Genomic DNA, 14,331 nt, shown 5'->3' on the forward strand with positions numbered 1-14,331 from the left:
AGATCGTGGCTCGACTGACGACCACGGTCTACGTCGTCGACCCGGACGGGCGTCAGCGCCCGTTCGGGCCCGGCGTGGACCTACCGGAGTGGGCGGTCACCCAGATCAGCAATCCTGATGTGTGGGACGGCGACCTCCCCGAGCATCTGAACGCCTCCGACGAGAAGGACGAGGACCAGGGGCCAGACAACGGCCAGCAGCCCGAACCCGAGCTTCAGGAACCGCCCAGAGGCGGCTCCGGATCCGGCAAGGAGGCGTGGGCCGCCTACGCCGCCGCCCGCGGTGTCGAGGTGGACGCCGACGCCTCGCGGGACGACATCATCGACCTGCTCGCCGAGCGAGGGCTGATCGACTGATGGCCTACGCCACGCTCGCCGACTACGAGGCCCGGCATGGCAGCGTCTGCTCCGCCGAGCAGATCAACAAGATCACCGCCCTGCTGGATGACGCTTCGGCGCTGATCCAGTCGATCCTGCCCGTCGGATACACGCCGGCGCAGGAGCTGACACGGGCGGTCACGGTGGCGATGGTGGCGCGCGGCTCGACGAACACGGGCGGCCTTCGGTCCAAAACCGTAGGCAACGTGTCGGAGGCGTACGCCGAGCAGGCCGGCCTGTACCTCACCGAAGGGGAGGAGCGGATGCTGCTGGCCGCCTACGACGCCGACCATTCCTCTGCCTACACGGTGGACGCCCGCGACGACGGACTTCCGCTGCGCCGCCGCTCATCCTGCAGGCGGTGACGCGTGCAGACCGGAGGGCAGACGGTCACGTTGGTGCGTCGCGTCGAATCCGGCCGGGACGCGCACGGAAACCCCGTCTACACGCAGACCCGGACAGCGGTGAGCGGCTGCTCGGTGCAGCCGCTCACCACCAACGAGCAACTCGCGGCCGGCGCCCAAGTTCAGGGCCGGTGGAGGTTGTTCGGCCCCGCGGGCCTGAACCTGGACGGCATTGACGCCATCGAGGTGAACGGCCGCACATACGAGATCGACGGCGAGGCGCAGGAGTGGCCGGACCTGTCCGGGCGGGCCGACCACGTCGAGGCTTTCCTGAGGAGAGTGACCGGGTGAGGATCCTCGCCAGATTTCACGCATACCCGCCACTGCACAACGCGGGCGCCGAATGGGCGGCGCACACGCTGCTGCGCGCGCTCGCCGAGCGGGGCCACCAGGTGCAGGTGTGGCTGTCGGAAGTAGCTGGGCGGGAGCCGTACGAGCTGGACGACGTCCAGGTGCTGCCGGCCCGCACGCAGAAAGACTTCGTCGAAGCCGTTCGGAAGGGCGCAGTTGTCGTCTCCCATCTGGAGAACGTCCGCTCTGCCGCGTCGGCGGCTCGCGGGTGGGGCAGGCCGCTGGTCGTGCTGGCCCACAACACCTTCCCTGGGACGTTCAAGGCGATCGGATCGGGCACGACAGCGCTGGCTGTCTACAACAGCCAGTGGATGGCCCAGGAGGCGACCAAGTTTTGGGCCAAGCACCCCGAGGCCGTCAAACCCGAGCGGGAGATCGTGGTCCGGCCGCCGGTGCACGCCGGCGACTACCGCGCCACACCGGGCGAGCTGGTGACGCTGGTCAACTTGTTCCCCAACAAGGGCGCTGATCTGTTCTGGAAGCTCGCCGCGGCCATGCCTGAGCGGAAGTTCCTCGCGGTGAAGGGCTCCTATGGGGATCAGGACGTGCGTGACCTGCCGAACGTGGACGTGGTCGAGAACGTGCCTGGCACTGACATGGCCAAGAGCGTGTACGGGCGTACCCGCGTACTGCTGATGCCCAGCGAATATGAGTCGTGGGGACGGGTTGGGGTGGAAGCGTACGCGTCCGGCATCCCCGTCGTCGCCGCGCCCACCCCGGGTTTGAAGGAGTCACTCGGCGACGCCGGCATCTTCGTTGAACGCGACGACCTGGACGGCTGGCGGGCCGCCGTCGAAGCGCTGGACGACCCGGACGCCTACAAAAGCGCCTCCGCTGCGGCGAAGAAGCGATCCAAGCATCTGGACCCCGCTACGGATCTGGCGCGATGGTGCGAGGCGATCGAGGCGCTTAGTGGAAGTTCGGCTCGGCGGGCGCGCGGCTAGATACGCCGCAGGATCTGCGCCTTCTTCGCCTCGAATTCGGCCTCGGTCACGACGCCCATGTCTCGGAGCTCACCCAGGCGGCGCAGCGTCTCCAATGGGTCCTCTGATGGTGCGGCCGGCGGGGGCGGCGGTGTTGGCGCACTGCTGGGGTTGTCCACTGGGGCAAGCCGGTTTCGGATTGCGTCAGCGATGGACTTGCCGTCCGGGTTGAGGAGCTGCTTGATCTCCGCCTTGTTGCCGGATGCGAAGACAGTCAATACCCCTTGGGTCAGCCCGGACCGCCACTGCACGGACGAGATCTTCTCCAGGGGAAAGTCCTCGGTGGCCTTGTTGACCCAACCGTCGCGAAGAAACAGCAGTCTGTGGCCGGTGAGGGCCACCAGTCCAAGCCCGCCACCGTAGGTCCCGCCGGCGAGATGGTGAACAACTTCTCCTTCCCACAGGTAGTCGACCAGCCGCCTGATCTCGCGTTTGGCGCCGAACTTGGATCCCATTCGGTCGGCCGCGGCCTGGATGTCTTGCCGTAGCGCCTCATCTGTCACGCCGTTATCCCTTCTTCGTAGCCACCCGTACGACGCGCACCACGGGTGCTTAGTTGTCGCAGGAGGTCACCGTGGCAGTGCGCGCCCGCTTTCGTGGCAACTACAAGGGCGTCGGACGCCTTCTGGCCTCAAAGCAGATGCAGGACGAGATGGAATCCCGCGCGAAGCGGCTCCAATCCGCGTGCGAGGCGGATGCGCCTCGGGACACCGGCGCCTACAGCCAGAGCTTCCGCGTGGAGACGGGTGTCCGGCAGGGCCGCACACCACGCGCCGAATCCAAGGTCATCAACGATGACCCTGCCGCTCCCTACGTGGAATGGGGCACCTCCCGGACACCGCGTCATCGTGTGATGGGCAGAGCGGCAGGCGCCGAATGATCGACATTGAGGCGGCGCTCACCGTCTGGCTGCAGGACGCCTTCGAAGGCGTTCATGCCTCCACCGAAACTCCTCCGGACCTGGAGCGGCGTCTGCCCTGGTTGCAGGTTGAGCGCCTCGGTGGCCCGTATGACGGGTTCCGCCGCGATCAGCCGATCGTGGACATCACCAGCTTCGCCGCTACCGGTACCGCAGCATCCGACCTCGCGCTACTCGTGCAGCAGGCGCTACACGACCAGCTTCAAGGGGCCACCGCCGGCGGTGCAGTTTTCGCCCGAGTGCAGACCCGCACGGGCCCTCACAAAGTGCCTTACGACAACCCCAACCTGCGCCGCTACGAGGCGACCTACGCCTTCGTAGTCCACCCCGCCTAGCGGCGCACCTCTGCGAGCCCCCGAGCCGACGGCCGGGGGCTTTTGCACGCCCACGACCACGAGATCTAGGAGCTCACCATGGTCAACATCATTCGCGCTGCCGATCTCGCGCTCGTCGGGAGCAACGGCGGCGCATGGGTCGCCCCGCTCGGCACCGCGCAGCCGACGGACCCTGCCGGGGCTCCCACGGGCGCGTGGCTGGCGATCGGCGCCATCTCCGAGGATGGCCTCACCAACGGAGTCGACGAGGACTCGGAGCAGTTCACCCCGTGGGGCCTGAACAGCCCGTTCCGTACGGTCGTCACCTCCAGCGTCAGGACCTTCAGTTTCACCGCGTGGGAAACCAACAGGCCCATCGTGAAGTCGCTTCAGTACCGCATCCCGGTGGAAGACCTCGCCCCTGACGAGGACGGCATCATCACCTTCGCTGAGACGGCGACTGCGGCACCCGACCGGCGAGCGTGGCTGTTCGATGTGTACGACGGCACCGTCTGGGAGCGCTTCTTCATCCCGGAGGGCGAGATCACCGAACGCTCCGAGGTGACCTACGCGCAGGGCGAGATGGTCGGATACGAGTGGACCATCAGCACCTACCCGGACAGCTCGAACAACCTCGTCTACCACTCGTACCTGGCCCCCGAGGTTGAGGAGCACATGTCCTGATGGCAACCCCGAAGAAGGTCATCACCCAGGCCGGCAAGCCCGTTTCCATGTTCTCGCTGCGGCAGCGCACGCGGGAGGCGACGCAGGAGCCGTTCACTTTCGACGTGGACGGCGAGTACTTCACCATGGCGTCGCCGGCGGAAGCGGACTGGCAGGTGACCGCCGGCCTGTCCACGGGCGACAGCAACCTGCGCGACTTCGTGCGGGAGCTGCTCGGCGACGACTACGAACGGTTCTGCAAGATCGAGGGCGTCTCCTCCGATGACATCAGTGCCCTCATCGAGGCCGCCAGCCAGCACTATCAGGGGGTTGGCCGGGGGGAATAGCGGGCCTCGTCGCGCTGCTCGCCGAGCACTACGACGAGGTCGAGGCCGATCTGTGGTTTCACGCCAACAAGACGGATGTGCGGGATGTGCTGAGGCCGGGCGGCGGCGAATCACGTATGACCTGGCGGTTGCTAGGCAATTTGATTCGCCACCTTCCGCCCGAGTCGGCCACCAAGACGGCCCTGCGCAACAAGATGAGCGACGCCGAGATCGCGCAGGCAGCCAAGCACGGCGACCCGTCGCAGGGGCAGTGGTCGCAGTTGGAGATGCTGATGGCCACGATCAGCGACAAGCTCTCCTGGCTGCTGCACGCCACGCTCGTCGCCAATGGGGGCAAATCCAAGAAGCCTGAGCCGACGCCGCGTCCCGGCGTGAAGGCGAAGAGTGCGAAGCGGCACCGTGCTCTGACCGCCGAACAGTCTGAAGCGGTGCTTCGCCGTATCCACGGCGCTGACCTGCACGGCACATGGCAGCACACCAAACCCGGGCGCGTTGCTCACCTGCCGCGCTCTAACTGAACCAGCTCGACCGCAACCCGCAGACCGCAAGGAGGTGGGTTGTGGCCGAGTTCCAGGCTGGCGAAGTCGTCGTACCGGTCGTCCCATCGGCGCAGTCCTTCATCAAGGACCTGCAGAAGCAGGTTCTGAAGGGCGCCTACCCGCTGGGGCAGGAGATCGGCAAGGAGATCCAGCGCGGCATCTCCGACCAGCTCAAGGGCGTCTACGAGCCGCTGAAAGAGGAGACCCGCAAGCAGCGGCAGCAGGCGCCGAAGGACGGCGACCAGATCGGCGGCTCATTCGCGCAGGCGTTCCGCCGCCGGCTGGAAGCAGGCCTGAAGGCGCTGCCGAAGGCCGAACTGGACGCCGACGCGACCGCCGCGGACCAGCAGGTTCAGGCGCTGCGGGCGCGGCTGGCGACACTCGCCGACCAGACCATCGGCATCGACATCGACGCGGGCGCCGCCGAAACCGAGTTGGCGGCGATCCAGCGGGAACTCGCCGCCATCGACGGCGACGCGGTGACGATCGACGTCCGGACCGATATCGCAACCGCGCTGGCGGAACTGGCTGCCGTCGAGTCCGGAATGAACCGCGTGGGCGGGATTGTCGCCCGCCCACGCGTAGACGTCGACATCTCCGGTGCGCTCGCCAGTATCGGCACGATCTCCGCTGCTCTGGCAGGGCTGGCGGCCATCCCGGTGGCAGCGACCGTGGGAGCCGGTGTCGCCAGCCTCGCCGCCCCATTGGCGGCGGCGGGTATCGGCTTCGCCGGCCTGGCCGCGGTAGCGGTGCCGAGCGTTTCCCGGATCGGAGAGGCTCTCCAGCAGCAGGAGCAGGCGCAGAAGGCGGCCACGACCGCGACTGCGGGCGCTGCCGGTGCCGCCCAGCAGGCGCAGATCCAAGCCCTAAACCTGGCCGCGGCGGAGGATCGTGTCGCCGACGCCAAACGGGACGCCAAGACCGCAGAAGACGACCTCACCCGGGCCCGCCAAGAAGCCAAGCGGGCAGCCGAGGACCTCGCGCGGGCTGTCGCGAACGCCGCCCTGGACGAGGAGTCCGCGGCGCTCGCCGTTGAGGAAGCCCGGCAGCGGCTAGCCGAGGTGCAGGCCGACCCGAAGGCCGGCGAACTGGAGCGTAAGCGGGCCGAACTCGACGTCCGGCAGGCGGAGCAGCGCGCCAAGGACACTCAAGCACGCAACAAGCAGCTGCAGCAGGACCAGAAGACCGCCGACAAGGCAGGCATTGAGGGATCCGACCAGGTCGTTGCGGCGAAGAAGCGGATCGAGGACGCCAACAATCGGGTTGAGGACGCCGAACGGCAGCTGCGGCTCATGCAGTTGCAGCAGGCGGCGGCTGCTCAGCAGTCGGCGGCGGCGAACCGGCAGGTGGCGGGCGAGGTCATCAAGCTGTCGCCGGCGGCACAGAAGCTGGCCAAGCAGTGGAAGTCCTTCAGCGACGTCTACGAGACCTGGCAGAAGAAGCTGGAGCCGGACGTCCTGCCCGCACTCGGCAGTGGTCTCCAGTTCGTGGAGAAGCTACTGCCGAAGCTGTCTCCGCTGGTCAAGGGCGTCTCAGGCGCTCTGGATGGCCTGATCGATTCGGCGACGAAGGCGCTCGGCGGCAAATTCTGGACCGACTTCTTCGCCATGCTGTCTCGGGAAGCGCCCGGGATCGTGACCGGTCTGGGCAAGAGCTTCGGCAACGTGATCACGGGCGTGGCGGGAATCGTCAAGGCTTTCCTGCCTTTCTCGGGGACGGTGGTCGGCGGGATCGAGTCTGCGACGAAGGCTTTCTCCGACTGGGGGAAGAGCCTCGGCGAGTCGCAGGGCTTCAAGGACTTCATCGCGTACGTGCAGGAGAACGCACCCAAGGTGATCGAGGTCGTCTCGAACATCGCGACGACCATCGGCAATCTGCTGTCCGGCCTGTCCGGGCCGGGGGCCGGCGCGCTCGATGTGATCGTGTCGATCTCGGAGACACTCGCCAGCCTCACCCCGGGACAACTGCAGGCCATCGCGTTGGCTGCGGCTGGGGTGTTCGCGGCGTTCAAGGCGTGGCAGGCGATCACTGGCATCGTCAACGGTGTCCGGTCCGCCATTCAGACCGCGAGCTCCATCGTTGGTGGCGCCAGGGCTGTCTGGAGTGGGCTCGGCTCTGCCGCCAAGGGGGCCGCCGGGGTTGCTCGTACTGCCGGGTCCGGTATCGCTACGGCCGCCCGTACAGCCGGGTCCGTCGCTTCGAAGGGCGCTACGGCGGCGTGGACGGGCATCCAGACCGCGGCAAGTCGGGCTGGGGCGGCGGCTCGTACCGCGGGTACCGTAATCGCGTCAGCGGCTCGTACAGCCGGTACCGCGGCGGTTGCTCTCCTTAGGGTGGCGGCCGGCTACACGCGGATCGCTGCACAAGCCCTGCTGGCGCGGACGCGGATTCTGCTCGCGACGGCCGCCCAGGTCGCTGTGCGGGCGGCGACGGCGGCGTGGACAGCGATCCAGTGGGCCCTGAATGCGGCTTTGAATGCGAATCCGATCGGTCTGATCGTCATCGCCATCGCCGCTCTGGTGGCCGGGCTGATCTACGCCTACCAGAACTCCGAGACGTTCCGGAACATCGTCGATGCCGCGTTCAAGGCCATCGGCGAGGCCGCGACGTGGGTGTGGGAGACCGTGCTCAAGCCGGTCTTCGACGCGCTGGTGGCGCTGTGGCAGAACGTGATCGCACCTGCAGCGACGTGGCTGTGGCAGACCATCATCAAGCCGGCGTTCGACGGCATTGGGGCCGCGGTCCAGTGGGCGTGGACGAACCTGATCCAGCCGGCGGTGCAGGCGCTCGTCGCGTTCTGGCAGTCCACCCTGGGGCCCGTCTTCACGTGGCTGTGGAACAACATCGTCAAGCCCGCCTGGGATGGGATCGGTAAGGGAATCAAGATCGCCTGGGAGACGATCATCAAGCCCGCCGTGGCTGCCCTGGTCGCCTTCTGGCGGGAGACCCTTGCCCCGGTTTTCACCTGGTTGTGGAACACGATCATCAAGCCCGCTTGGGACGGCATCTCGGGGGCGATCAAAACCGCGTGGGAGAAGGTCATCCAGCCCGCCGTCCAGGCGTTCTGGAAGTTCATCTCCGAAACACTCCCGGATGGGTTCAAAAAGGGCGTCGACATGATCGGCCGCTTCTGGGACGGCCTCAAGGAGATCGCTAAGAAGCCCGTCAACTTCATCATCGAGACCGTCTACAACAACGGCATCGTGAGCTTGTGGAACACCGTCGCGGATGCGCTCGGTCTGGACGCGAAGCTGTCGAAGATCCCCGCGCTGGCGACCGGTGGAGTTGTGCCGGGGTACACGCCAGGGCGGGACACGATGATCGCGGCCGTTGGCGGCGGCGAGGCGGTCATGCGACCGGAGTGGACGCGCGCCGTTGGCACTGACTTCGTCAGCCAGGCGAACGCCGCAGCTCGTAAGGGCGGCATCTCCGGCGCGGCCTCGTTCATGCAGCAACGGTTCATGGGCGCCTACGCCGGCGGCGGCATCATCGGAGACGTTCTCGCCCAGGGCGTCAGGTGGGGCGCAGAGAAGCTGCTCAACCCGATCCTGGACAGCGCCGCTTCGGCGATGGGCAGTGGCCAGTGGGCGAAGATGCTCGTCTCATGGCCGCGCAAGATGGTCGACGACGTCATCACGTTCCTGGAGGGCAAGGAGGCCGCGGCCGGCGGTCCGGGCGCACAGAAGGCGTTGGAGTTCGCGCGTCAGCAGCTCGGCAAGCCGTACCAGTGGGGCGGCGCAGGGCCGAGCTCGTTCGACTGCTCCGGTCTGACGATGCGGGCATGGCAGGCCGGCGGCAGGTCGGACATTCCGCGCACGTCACAGCAGCAGATGGGGTGGGTGCAGCAGGTCGCCAAGCCCGTTCCTGGCGCGCTCGGTTTCCCTCACCCAGGCCATGTGTGGATGTACGTCAACCCGAACACCATCATCGAGGCCCCACAAACCGGGCTGAACGTCCGGCAGGTATCTGCCCGCGCAGCTCAAATGGTCGGTGTGCCCCCGTCGAAGGACGCCGCCACCTACGACAACGGCGGCTACCTGCCGACCGGCCACAGCCTCGTCTACAACGGCACCGGACAGCCGGAGCCGGTGCTGACGGACCGGCAGTGGCAAGCCATGCAGGGCGGCACCCGCGGCGGCGACGGGGCGCTGATTCGCATCGATGAGTTCAACGCCACCCCGCAGCAGGACCCTTACGCGATCGCTAAGGACCTGAACTTCATTCTGGGCCGTCGCAGGCGATAGCCGGGCGGCCCGCCCCGCATTTCAGCGAGAGGCGGTTTTTGGCATGTCCACGATTCAGCCGTACACGACGGCTGACCTGGCGCGTCTGAGGTCGATCCAGGCCCGCCCTCAGGGGTGGTCGCACAGGGTCAAGCCGAGAGTCACCGACGGTCGCCGCTCGTCCACGGGAGAGCGGATCAAGGTGATCCTCGACGAGCTCGGCAACAAGACGCGCATGAGACAGCACGGGCAGGACGTCAAGATTCTCAACGTGCAGACCGTGGTCGGGCAGATCCCCGCCCACCTGGTGGATTGGAGGCGGCAGTGACCAGCGCACGAGTGGTTGCGATCAGGCTGCGGCGCGAGCAGGAGTTCCTCGACGTGTGCGCCGGCCTCGAAGAGCGGTTGGAGACCGCCAAGCAGGCGGCCCGCGGTGACGCTCCGGAGTCTGCTGTGGCCGAACTGGGGGCAGCCAAGCAGGAGATGCGGTCGTTCCGCGAGTGGGCCCGTACGGTCGGCAGCCCGAGAGAGGGCATCCCGGGCAGGGATGCGACGGTCAGGATGGGGGGTGCTGTCAGTGGCGTGGGCAGGTAGCGGCTGGTATGCCCAAACGCTGGTGGCGTCGCTGGGCGGGACTGAGTACCCGCTTAACTTGGACGACGACACTCACAAGCTCGCCCTGTACGACAACACGATCACCCCCGGTTTCGGGACTGACGAGTCGTATTCGACGTCAGGCGAGATCTCCGGAACCGGCTACACGGCTGGTGGTGCGGCGATTGCCTCGGCAACGTTCACGGTCGTTACCTCGGGCGGCGTGTACGCGGTGTGGGACGGCAACAACGTGCAGTGGGAGGCGTCCACGCTCACCGGAGTGCGGGGCGCAATTGCGCATGCCGACGCTGAAACACCCAAGCGGCTGATACTCGGGATCGACTTCGGCCAGGCGTACCAGACCAACGACGGGGTCCTCCTCGTGTCGTTCAACGCGTCCGGCATCGGCCGGATCAACGTCGTAAGCCCGTAGTCCCATACCTTCTCCGTTCACGCCGCCTCGTGCGGCTTTTTTTAATGCCCGCCCTACCTGACCTGACGAGAGGGGGCGGGCATGCCGATTGAGATTCACTCCTCCAGCCCGGCACCAGCCACCGGGTCCGGCACCATCACCACCGCGGCCTTCAGTCCTCCCGCAAACAGTCTGCTCGTGGCTGTGGTCGGTGCGAGCGTCAGCAGCCCTGTCATCTCCAACAGCGGGACGGCGCGCACGTGGACGCTGCGCCGCCAGCATGCTTCGGCTGCGGGTGTGGCGATCTACACGGCGCCGAACCCCACTGCGCTGAGCAACATCACGGTGTCCATTGGGACCGCTACGGGCGGCCTGAAGGTCTACGTCCTCACTGGCCAGGACCCCACCAATCCGATCGGTGTCAACGGGTCCGGGTCCAGCACCCAGAACAACGCCACCGTCAACGGGTACGTGTCGACCGCAGTCGGGTCACGCGGGTTCGCCGTCGCCTGGGATTTGTCCGGCAACGGGCTGCCGACTTCCACGGACGAAGAGGCCGCGTGGGAGCTGTTCGGCCTAGGCGGTATGGGTCTCGCCAAGGCCTCGGGCGTTGCCACCGCGGGCGAAACCGTCACGTTCAACATGGACGCGGGCGGCACGGCGGCAGCCGACTGGGCATGGGTGGCGCTGGAAATTATCTCTGCGTCGCTGGATGCGACGATCGACGCGGTCGAAGTGGAAGCTTCGGCCGAAGTGCCTGCGGTAGCGATTGAGTCTGGTCAGACCGTCCATTCCGCAGCGGTGGAAGCGTCGGCCGAGGTCCCCGCTGTGGAACTCCACGCCGGCCAAACCGCCGATCCCGACCCCGTTGACGCTTGGGCGCAGGTCCTCGAACCGGACGTGGTCGCGGGCTCGGCGGAGCTGGTGGAGCCGACCGTGGTCGACGGCGCAGGCGACGTGCCCGCTCCGGCGATCACAGCGGAGCAGCATAGGACCCTGACGCCGGACGCTGTTGACGCTTCAGCGGACGTGCCTGACCCGGACATCACGGCCATCCGGGCGTGGACGCTCACTCCTTCCACCGTCGAAGCGCAAGGGCTCATCCCGTCCCCGGATGTGAACGTCCCGGTTCTGCCCGGCGATCTCATCACTGGGGACTGGCAGATCGAATGGGCCGGCCAGATATATGGCGGCCACGGCAACGTCTACCGTGTCCTCGCTGACAGCGTCGAAGGATGGGACAACCTGCCCGGCCTCGACAGCGACAGCGCGTTACGGCCCTCGCGGCATGGGGCATGGCCGGGCAAGCAACTCGCCCAGCAGCGGGAAGTGTCGGCGATCATCGCTATTGACGATCCGCAAACGTTCGCTGCGTCCCTGCGAGCCCTACGCCGAGCGACTCGCGTGCAAGACGGTGACGGTGAGCAGAACCTCGTTATCCGCACTTACGGCGAAGCGCTGGTGACCACCGGAGTCGTCTCAGCCCGGGAGATCCCCACCCAGCACTACGGGCAAGGCTGGGCGCAGGTCAGCGTACGTTGGACGTGCTCCGATCCGCGCCGTTACAGCTTGGCACAGTACTCGCAGGTCATCCCGGCCGGCGGGACGCAGTCGATCGCCAACGCAGGGGACGTGGCGACGTCGCCGAGGTTCCGCATCTTGGGACCGGCGGTGAATCCGGTCCTCGTCAACGTCACCCTCGATCGCATCCTCGGGTTCGATCTCACGCTGACATCGGGCCAACTGCTCGAAGTCAATACGCAGCTCGGCACTGTGAAGATCGGCGAGACGTCCTACATGTCCACCCTGTCGGCGGAGTCTGTCCCCGTCGAGGACTTCATCGTCGATCTGGATGACAACGAGCTGGCTTACGAAGTCGACTCCGGAGGCGCTGCAGGCGCTGAATGCCTGTGGTCTGACGCCTACCTCTGATCGCTGTATCGGCCCTTCTACCCGGACTGGGAGGTGGGCTGTGGCGGTCCTGCGATCCACCTCATCGGCAACCAGCGCCAGCGCCTCATTCTCATGCCCCAAACCGTCGGGAACGCAGCAAGGCGACATCCTGATCGCCTTCCAAACCTGTTCCGACTTCGGCAACGGCAACATGACCACCCCCACGGGTGGTTCGCCCTGGCAACTGCTCGGACAGCGGGACGACACCGAGTGGGCCGGAACCCGAGTCTGGTGGAAACGAGTAGGGGCGAGCGAACCAGCCGCGTACACATTCCGCCAGTCCGGAAACAACGACTCGATCGCCGCCATCGCGGCCGTCGCAGACGCCGGCACAGCAACGCCGCTTATCGCCTCCACCGAAAACGGCGCCGACGCCAGCGTGTCCTGCCCGTCAGTGTCATCATCGCTATCCCCAGGCGTGACCCTCCGCTGGGCTGCTGGTCTGCGCTTCTCCTTCGTCGGATGGTCTGCGCCGTCGGGATACTCGGAGCATCTCGACCGATGGCTGTCTGCTGGTGCGACGGCTTCGCTGGCGTCCCGCCCACGAACCGCGACCGGGGCGACAGGCGCTGTAGCGTTCACCGCTTCCAGCGCGCCGATTTTCAGTCACGGCTTCACCGTGGACGTCGGGGGAACTGCGGTTCCTCCCGCGCCGCCGCCGCCGGCGATCCCGCCTAGCAAGGACATTCATTACCGGTATGTCTTCTGCGATCTGCTGACGGATGACTACATCACCGACCTTGATCTGTCGGACGTCTCCTACGACCGGCGGATCGGGGAGCCGGGCAGCTTTTCTGGGTCGATCAGTATTCCGTCCAACGATCCAAATCTTGCTGAGAAGGTCGCTGCGGTCGTCCCGCGCTACCCGGGTGACCTGTCTACGGGTCCTGGTAGGTGCGTGGTGCACGTCTACAGGAACGGCCTGATCTGGGGAAGCTACCTGATTTGGCAGGCGTCGCTCGGCATGTCCGACCGGGGCAACCTCCAAGCGCGCCTGTCGGGCGCCACCCTGGAGTCGTACCTCGATCGGGTGGAGGTCCGGGAGGACCTCGACTTCTCCGACACCGACCAGGTGGACATCGCGCGGGCGTTGATCGAGTCCATGCAGGGGCAGGCGGGCGCCGACCTCGGGATCACCCTGGCTGCGGGCGGCAGCGGCGTCACCCGCACCGTGTCGTACTTGGCGGGGGAGTCCACCAGCTACGGGCAGCGCTTGAACGAGCTGTCGCAGCTCAACGACGGCTTCGAGTGGATGATCCAGACCAGCGACCCCGGAGCCGGTACACGGATTCGTGAATGGGTTTTCGGCTATCCGAAGATCGGCGAAACCGACACCGAGCACCTGTTCACCCAGCCGGGGAACGTCGTGTCGTGGCAGGAAGACATCGACGCCACGCGAGGCGCCACGAGCTTCGTAGCGCGTGGTGAGTCCGTCAACGAGGACGCGTCCAGCTCGGGTGGCCCCACCCTGTCCGTACCGCACGACGCCGCGGCGCACTTCGCCGCCGGATGGCCCCGCCTCGACTCGACCATCACCGCGCACTTCCAGCGCGACACCGACACGCTCGACGACTACGCGGCCCGCTACGCGGCACAAAACGCCGGCGCCGTCCGCGTCCACCAAGTCTCCATCCGCCTCGACGGCGACGACTTCACCCCCGCCCACCTCGGCGACCGAGCCCGGGTCGTGCTCGTCAACCAGTGGTGGCCCCGACTCAACGGCGCCGCGTCCTTCGACCAGTCATGGCGGGTCATCGGCATCTCCGTCCAAGCAACCACACGAGGCCAGCGCGAGACCGCGCAACTGGTCTTCGAGGAGGTCATCGACTCATGACAATGCCCTACCCTCGCGGGCTGGAAGACCGGCTCGAAGCGCTCGAACGCCGCGTCGAGCAGCTGTTCGCGTCAATCCAGAACCGGCAGCCCATCACCACCGCCTCGGCCGGGTGGAAGATCCCCAACCAGGGCCTGCCATCCAGCCCATCTTCTGGAGGCCACCTGACGGCGTCCGGCGCTGAGCCGATGTGGACGGGTTCTGACGGGTCAACCTACTCGCTGAAGCCGCCCCCGCCGTTCACGCCAGCCTCTGATCCGGGCGGCATGTCCGGCCTGTCCACACCCGACGACTGGCCAAGCACCTACGACCCCACGTACGGGGAGCGGGTGCAGGACGACCTGCAGATGATCCGCCTGTGGGTGCTGCAGCTGCGTTCCAACATGCTCTCGGGCGGCCTTCTCATCTGATCGCCGCC

General features: G+C 66.9%; 17 protein-coding genes. 16 read left to right on the plus strand and 1 reads right to left on the minus strand.

Features of this window, described 5'->3' with window-relative positions:
- Positions 1–5: 5 nt before the first annotated feature.
- The 4 genes from E1286_RS05175 to E1286_RS05190 are packed head-to-tail and all read left to right on the plus strand — an operon-like array spanning position 6 to position 2,076.
- Entirely contained in the window at positions 6–356 is a 351-nt protein-coding gene (locus E1286_RS05175) for a hypothetical protein (protein WP_132609198.1), read from the plus strand.
- Complete coding sequence (locus E1286_RS05180) at positions 356–742, plus strand: hypothetical protein (RefSeq protein WP_132609200.1); 387 nt, start codon at positions 356–358, stop codon at positions 740–742. Before E1286_RS05175 ends, E1286_RS05180 begins: the two co-directional genes overlap by 1 nt.
- Before the next feature lie 33 nt (positions 743–775).
- On the plus strand, positions 776–1,072 hold the full coding sequence (locus E1286_RS05185) for a hypothetical protein (protein WP_132609202.1): 297 nt from the start codon (positions 776–778) through the stop codon (positions 1,070–1,072).
- On the plus strand, positions 1,069–2,076 hold the full coding sequence (locus E1286_RS05190) for a glycosyltransferase family 4 protein (RefSeq protein ID WP_132609204.1): 1,008 nt from the start codon (positions 1,069–1,071) through the stop codon (positions 2,074–2,076). The genes E1286_RS05185 and E1286_RS05190 overlap by 4 nt, the downstream gene beginning before the upstream one ends.
- Here the strand turns inward: E1286_RS05190 and E1286_RS05195 are convergent.
- Positions 2,073–2,618, minus strand: a complete 546-nt coding sequence (locus E1286_RS05195) for an SHOCT domain-containing protein (RefSeq protein ID WP_223189563.1) — start codon at positions 2,616–2,618, stop codon at positions 2,073–2,075. The genes E1286_RS05190 and E1286_RS05195 overlap by 4 nt on opposite strands.
- A gap of 71 nt (positions 2,619–2,689) precedes the next feature.
- On the opposite strand from E1286_RS05195, the gene E1286_RS05200 reads away from it, so the two are divergent.
- From E1286_RS05200 to E1286_RS05255, 12 genes are all read left to right on the plus strand, one after another.
- Positions 2,690–2,995: an HK97 gp10 family phage protein gene (locus E1286_RS05200; RefSeq protein WP_132609206.1), complete on the plus strand. Its 306-nt coding sequence runs from the start codon at positions 2,690–2,692 to the stop codon at positions 2,993–2,995.
- Positions 2,992–3,369, plus strand: coding sequence for a hypothetical protein (locus E1286_RS05205; RefSeq protein WP_132609208.1), 378 nt, complete (start codon positions 2,992–2,994; stop codon positions 3,367–3,369). The genes E1286_RS05200 and E1286_RS05205 overlap by 4 nt, the downstream gene beginning before the upstream one ends.
- Before the next feature lie 78 nt (positions 3,370–3,447).
- Positions 3,448–4,032, plus strand: a complete 585-nt coding sequence (locus tag E1286_RS05210; protein ID WP_132609210.1) for a phage tail tube protein — start codon at positions 3,448–3,450, stop codon at positions 4,030–4,032.
- On the plus strand, positions 4,032–4,358 hold the full coding sequence (locus E1286_RS05215; protein WP_132609212.1) for a hypothetical protein: 327 nt from the start codon (positions 4,032–4,034) through the stop codon (positions 4,356–4,358). Before E1286_RS05210 ends, E1286_RS05215 begins: the two co-directional genes overlap by 1 nt.
- 77 nt (positions 4,359–4,435) lie before the next feature.
- Complete coding sequence (locus E1286_RS05220; protein ID WP_132609214.1) at positions 4,436–4,876, plus strand: hypothetical protein; 441 nt, start codon at positions 4,436–4,438, stop codon at positions 4,874–4,876.
- Between the two features lie 41 nt (positions 4,877–4,917).
- Positions 4,918–9,141 carry an NlpC/P60 family protein gene (locus tag E1286_RS05225; RefSeq protein WP_132609216.1) on the plus strand — a complete coding sequence of 1,408 codons (4,224 nt, stop codon included), beginning with the start codon at positions 4,918–4,920 and terminating at the stop codon, positions 9,139–9,141.
- Between the two features lie 43 nt (positions 9,142–9,184).
- Positions 9,185–9,448, plus strand: coding sequence for a hypothetical protein (locus E1286_RS05230; protein WP_132609218.1), 264 nt, complete (start codon positions 9,185–9,187; stop codon positions 9,446–9,448).
- The gene (locus E1286_RS05235) at positions 9,445–9,714 is read left to right on the plus strand and encodes a hypothetical protein (protein WP_132609220.1); all 270 of its coding nucleotides are present in this window, start codon (positions 9,445–9,447) and stop codon (positions 9,712–9,714) included. Before E1286_RS05230 ends, E1286_RS05235 begins: the two co-directional genes overlap by 4 nt.
- Positions 9,715–9,772: 58 nt before the next feature.
- Entirely contained in the window at positions 9,773–10,147 is a 375-nt protein-coding gene (locus E1286_RS05240) for a hypothetical protein (RefSeq protein ID WP_132609222.1), read from the plus strand.
- An 81-nt stretch (positions 10,148–10,228) separates the two neighbouring features.
- Positions 10,229–12,058: a phage tail family protein gene (locus E1286_RS05245; protein WP_132609224.1), complete on the plus strand. Its 1,830-nt coding sequence runs from the start codon at positions 10,229–10,231 to the stop codon at positions 12,056–12,058.
- Between the two features lie 40 nt (positions 12,059–12,098).
- Positions 12,099–13,913: a hypothetical protein gene (locus E1286_RS05250; RefSeq protein WP_132609226.1), complete on the plus strand. Its 1,815-nt coding sequence runs from the start codon at positions 12,099–12,101 to the stop codon at positions 13,911–13,913.
- Positions 13,910–14,323, plus strand: a complete 414-nt coding sequence (locus E1286_RS05255) for a hypothetical protein (RefSeq protein WP_132609228.1) — start codon at positions 13,910–13,912, stop codon at positions 14,321–14,323. The genes E1286_RS05250 and E1286_RS05255 overlap by 4 nt, the downstream gene beginning before the upstream one ends.
- Positions 14,324–14,331: the final 8 nt, after the last annotated feature.

The sequence above is a fragment of the Nonomuraea terrae genome (assembly GCF_004348995.1).
GTDB lineage: Bacteria > Actinomycetota > Actinomycetes > Streptosporangiales > Streptosporangiaceae > Nonomuraea > Nonomuraea terrae.